Below are 5,797 nucleotides of genomic sequence, written 5' to 3' on the forward strand. Positions count from 1 at the left end.
CCTTAAGTTTAAAAAATCTAGAGGTAGACTTGCGATGGGGTTAAAGTTTGGAATGAACCTTATGAATGCCAGAACCAATGAGTTGTTAACCACAGAGGGGAATGATCCACAGTTTATGACCAATGCAGGTGGAATTATCTCGCCTAATTTTGGATTTGGAATGTACTATTATAGTAAGCGTGTGTTTGTGGGATTCTCCACTCCGAGAATGCTAGAATCGCGTGATTTTACTTCCTTGAATTCTAATTACAGAAGACACTACTTTTTTATCGCAGGATATGTGTTTGATGTGGATAGAAACTTAAAGATTAGACCAAATACACAGGTGAAACTTACAGAAGGAGCTCCTGTAAGTTTTGATTTAGGAGTGTCTTTTATATTCAATGATAAGCTTTGGTTAGGAGGAAACTATAGATTGGGAGACAGTTTTGGAGTCATTACGCAATTTCAATTAAACAATCAGTTTAAAGTAGGGTTGGCTTATGATATTACAACCAATGAATTGGCTGCATATAACAAAGGGACCTTTGAAGTTTTATTGTCTTATGACTTCAGTTTCAAAAAAAGTGGAATACGTTCACCAAGGTATTTTTAAATAGAATTAGTTAAAACAACATGATTAAAAAATCATTTATTCTCATCGTAATGTGTGTTTGGGGAATTAATTCCTTTGCACAAAGTGGAAAGCTCAAAAAAGCGGATGAGTTATACAGTCATCTGGCCTATGCAGAGGCTATTAAAATCTATAAGGATCTAATAGGGACGGAACATGAAAATTATAAGTTGTACTCTAAATTGGCCGATTGTTACTATCAACTAGGGTTGACAGAGTTGGCAGAATACTACTATTTTATCTTAATACATACTCCAGATGTTACTGCTTACGATGTGTATAATTATGCGCAGGCATTGAAAGAAAATGGAAACTACAATGAGAGTGCGCAATGGATGCAGAGATTTGCACAAATAAATAAGGAGGATAGTAGGGGAATTGAATTTTTGAATAATCAGAATTATTTGGATGACATTAAATCACTGGCAAGTTCTTTTGAGGTTCAACGTGTAGATTCTTTGAATACTTCTCTTTCGGATTTTGGAGGGTATTATTTTGATTCTAAACTTTATATTATTTCTAATAGAAAGGGAAGGTCTGCTATTCAAAATTACCACGACTTAAATAATGAGCATTTCTTAGATATTTATGAATTATCTATTCGAAATGATTACAATTCTGGTAAGGTTAAAAGAATTAGTAAAGAAGTCAATTCTAGTTATCACGAGGGGCCATTATGTTTTTCGGAGGATGACCAACAAGTCTATTTTACACGTAATAACATAGAAAAAGGTGATAACGGTAGAGGAAAAGATGGGATTAAAAACCTGAAAATTTATGTAGCTGATATCATCGATGGAAAATGGTTGAATCAAAGAGAGTTGCGTATAAACTCTCCAGATTATTCTGTAGGTCACCCCACATTGAGTAGTGACGGCAAGACTTTGTATTTTGTTTCTGATATGCCAGGTGGTTATGGAGGGGCAGATCTTTACAAGGTGGCGGTAAACAAAGGTGAGGTAATTGGTGAGCCTGAGAATTTGGGGGCAAGTATAAATACAGAAGGACAAGAGGTGTTTCCATGGATGGCTTCAAATGGAATTTTGTATTATGCTTCTGATGGACATCTTGGGTTAGGAGGTTTGGATATTTTCGCCGTTGTTCCTAAGGATGGAAAAGAAGAGAATGTAAACCTGGGAGAACCTATTAATAGTTCGAATGATGATTTTGCATTCATTATGCATGAAAGTAACCTTTTTGGACACGTTTCTTCAAATAGAAAAAATGGTAACGGTGGAGATGATATTTATGCCTTCCGTTTGAACAGTGCAGTGTTACCACTTTGTCTCAATTTATCAGGATTAGTTCTGGATGAAGTTACAGGTGAAATACTTCCGAATGCAACGGTGCAGTTGTTTGGTAAAGATGATAGGATAGTCGCTGAAACTACCGCAGATGAAAAAGGTAATTATTCATTTTCTGTTCTAAAAGGGGAGGAGTATCTTTTAAAAGTGAATAAGGAAAGTTATCCAGGAGGAGAGTTCATATTGAACACTAATTATGTAGATGATCAAGAACAAGAGATTAAAAGAGATTTACCACTGCGTCATTCACCGATTAATACGGAGGAGGCTTTAAGTTTAATTGTGCTTGTTGTTGATGAGGAAACAAAGGAGGTGCTGAGAAATTCTCAACTGGAGCTATTTGATGCCTCAGGTTTTAAAGTTGGTGAAGCATTGACGGATGACAAGGGATACTTCGAATTTGATATCGACAAACCTGGTGATTATTCTGTAAAAGGGGAAAAGGACTCCTACTATTCAAAGGTGGCAAGGTTTGGGGTTGATGGCCGAAACACAGAAGTAGAATTAGGTTTGAGTCCTATGAGATTTCCGACAGATGATGTCATAGCGTTAAATGGAGTGGTTATAGATAAGGAAACGGGTAAAGTACTTCCGAATGCTGTGATTGACATGGTATGGGACTCCATCAGTTTTCAACTCATCACAGATGAGCAAGGGAATTATCATTGCGTAGTTCCGAAAGAAGGAGATTTATACATAGAGACGAGTCATCAAGGATATCATGCTGAATTGGATACTGTTGATTTAAAGCAGTTGCCAAGTTTATTAAATGAACAAGGTTATTATCAAATAGATTTAATTTCAGATCCAAACGCCTTTGCTTTCATTTTTGTAGTAGAGAATGGCTTTACGCATGAACCTTTGAGTGAGGTTGAGGTAGTCATCGAAAATAAATTAGGAGAGGATTTTGCACTTAGCACAGACGAAAATGGAGAGATAAGGGTAAATCTGATGGGTCTTGTAGTGGATAGTAATCTTAACCTTGTATTACATCTTAAGAAAGAGGGATATTTACCAAAGGATTTAACGATAGAAGCATCAGGAATTGGAGGTGAAGATGTACATGGGAACACTTTGATAGATGAACCTATAGAAGTTTACAATGACTTGGCAGGAGAAACTATTGTACTAGATAAAATCTACTTTGATTTGAATAAGTCAACCATACGACCAGACGCTGCACTTGAGTTAGATTCTATTGTTCGTTTGATGAACAAATTCCCTGAAATGGAAATTTACTTTACTTCACACACCGATTGTAGGGCTTCTAAGGCTTATAATTTGAAGTTGTCACAACGCAGGGCTATGTCTTCTAAGGCTTATATACAGGCAAGAATCACGAATCCAGAAAGGATTAATGGTGAGGGTAAAGGTGAGGAAATGTTGGTTAATGATTGTGGTTGCGAAGGTTCCCAAACTTCAGATTGTACCGAGGAGCAGCATGCCGAGAATAGGCGAACCGAGTTTGAAATTATTAAAATGGAATGATAAAATATTAAAACCCTTTCGAAAGAAAGGGTTTTTTGATAGTGGGACAACCTTTAATTTTTGTGGTTCGTAATTAGTACAGAATCTATAAAAACCTAAATTATGAAAAAGTCAATATTACTATTATTACTACTTGTACTCGGTTTACATGTACAAGCACAAACTTGTCAGGCCAGTTACACGCTTACATATGGATCTAACCCCGGTGAGGTAACTTTTACGGACAATTCAACGCTTTCAAATGCGAATGGTGGAGTGTATTTTTATGTACAATCTTCGATTAATGCAATTAATGATGTGCAATCGAACATTGCGCCGGGTTATACAGCTACTTACACTTTAACAACTGATGCATGGTTAAAGATAAATATGTCTGTAACTGATGGAGTGTATCAATGTTCTAGCTTGTACGATAGTGTATTTGTTTCTACTGCCACTGGAAGTAGTTGTGATCCATCCTTTAGTTCATCTTCTCAAAGTAATTTAAATCCAGAGATTATTCAATTTTTTGGTAGTAGTTTAAATCCAGGAGGAACGCAATATAATTGGGATTTTGGTGATGGAACAGTGTTAATAGATGGTGGTCAATCTCCACAGCATACCTATCCCTCAGGAGTAAATACCTATACTGTAACTTTGGATGTTATAGGGCCCAATAATTCTTGTACCGCAACGCAAACGAATACTGTGACCATTGACCCCGTGACCTATAACTGTAATGCTGTAATTAATAGTTACGGTACGAATAGTCAAGGTGTGGTTAGTGTTGATAATAACGCGTATACGCAAGATCCTAGTGGAACCATTTCTATAGATATTACTGGGCCGAATAATTTTAGTCAACAGTTGTCCTTACAGAATTACACTGATTTTACTTTTACGGTACCTCAAAATGGAAGTTATTATTATACTGTTTCGATAACGGGGGCATGTCAAAGTACGTACAACGGAACGTTTTACATTAGTAACTTGCAAAGTCCACCTTATTGTAATGCGTTATTTCAGTCCTATCTGAGAGGTCAACATTTGATCATCCCTTATAACGGGTATTATGGTGGGTCAAATCAGCAAATTAGTCACAATTGGGACTTTGGAGACGGTACGAGCTCAACAATAGGTTACAGTACCTTAGAAAAAGTTTATTCTCAGTCAGGGTTTTATCAGGTGGAACACGAGGTGAATGGATCTAATTTTGCTGGGTCTTGTACGGATACTTGGGGTGTAAATATAGAGGTGGAACCTTATCAATGTGACGCAGGTTTTGCTGCGGAATTTCTTAACGATACTCTTTTTGTTCTTAGAGATTATGTGGGGTACATGCCGAGTTATACGGTAGATTATGGTGATGGAACTCCAGTTCAACAGTTTGTGGGAAATCAGATCACTCACGCAAAGCATAAGTATGCTCAGGCTGGAACCTATAATGTATGTGTTACCGTATCGGATAGTTTGTGTTCAGATTCTTTTTGTCAACAAGTTACTTACAATCCTAACAACCCAACTACAATGGAATGTGTAGCAGACTTTACAGTTGTGCCTGACCCGAATAACTCATCCCTTATTTATGTAGTTGATAATTCATCGGGTGTGAATATGGAATATAAATGGAATTTTGGAGATGGATCTTATGATTACTTATACCAATATCCTACTCATACCTATGGAGCGGTAGGAACGTATACGATATCTTTAGATGTGAGATATGCCGGTTGGCCCGGTCATTTTTTAAATGATAACCATACAGATGTTGCAGTTGTGACAACCAAATCTTTAGGAACTGAAGTGATTGTTGTTCCCTCTTTAGATGCGGTAGGAATTAAGGATGAGGTAGTTTTTAGTGACGTGAATATTTCCCCTAATCCGAGTACGGATGGTTATTTTAAGTTGAGTATAAACGCACAAAGCGAAGAAAGACTTAATTTACGTATCCTCGGAGCGAATGGAAATTTGGTGGAGGATACAGAATTACAGATAGGAAAAGGACTCACTACTCAGCCGTTAGATTTGTCTAATGTTGATGCTGGAGTGTACTTCGTAAGCTTAACAAATGCTGCAGGTGTGCAGAAAGTTTATAGAATAATTAAGCAATAAGAAATAGTTTAGAATCTAATGAAAAGGGATGCATATATGTGTCCCTTTTTTAGTGCAAAAAAAAAGACCATCAAAATTGACAGTCTTTTTTTGGTGGTGATGGACGGAATCGAACCGCCGACACAAGGATTTTCAGTCCTTTGCTCTACCAACTGAGCTACATCACCTTCCGTTTGGTGGGTGCAAATATATAAACATATTCGAATGTGAGCTTCTCTAAATTCGTTTTGTTTATTTTTTTCTTAAAGTTTAAAGCAAAAAAAAGACCGTCAAATCTGACAGTCTTAATTTTCAGTGGTGA

3 protein-coding genes and 1 tRNA gene are annotated in these 5,797 nt (G+C 36.8%); 3 read left to right on the top strand and 1 reads right to left on the bottom strand.

Going from position 1 to position 5,797, the window contains the following annotated elements:
- From R3333_RS11880 to R3333_RS11890, 3 genes are all read left to right on the top strand, one after another.
- Positions 1 to 595, top strand: a 595-nt coding sequence (locus R3333_RS11880; RefSeq protein WP_318958995.1) for a type IX secretion system membrane protein PorP/SprF, incomplete at its 5' end; no start/stop codon positions are given.
- Between the two features lie 20 nt (positions 596 to 615).
- Positions 616 to 3,405: a carboxypeptidase regulatory-like domain-containing protein gene (locus R3333_RS11885; RefSeq protein WP_318958996.1), complete on the top strand. Its 2,790-nt coding sequence runs from the start codon at positions 616 to 618 to the stop codon at positions 3,403 to 3,405.
- Positions 3,406 to 3,507: 102 nt separating this feature from the next.
- Complete coding sequence (locus R3333_RS11890) at positions 3,508 to 5,496, top strand: PKD domain-containing protein (protein WP_318958997.1); 1,989 nt, start codon at positions 3,508 to 3,510, stop codon at positions 5,494 to 5,496.
- Positions 5,497 to 5,587: 91 nt separating this feature from the next.
- Here the strand turns inward: R3333_RS11890 and R3333_RS11895 are convergent.
- Positions 5,588 to 5,663, bottom strand: a tRNA-Phe gene (locus tag R3333_RS11895).
- Between the last annotated feature and the right edge of the window lie 134 nt (positions 5,664 to 5,797).

It is taken from the genome of Lishizhenia sp. (genome assembly GCF_033720595.1).
Taxonomy (GTDB): Bacteria; Bacteroidota; Bacteroidia; order Flavobacteriales_D; family Crocinitomicaceae; genus Lishizhenia.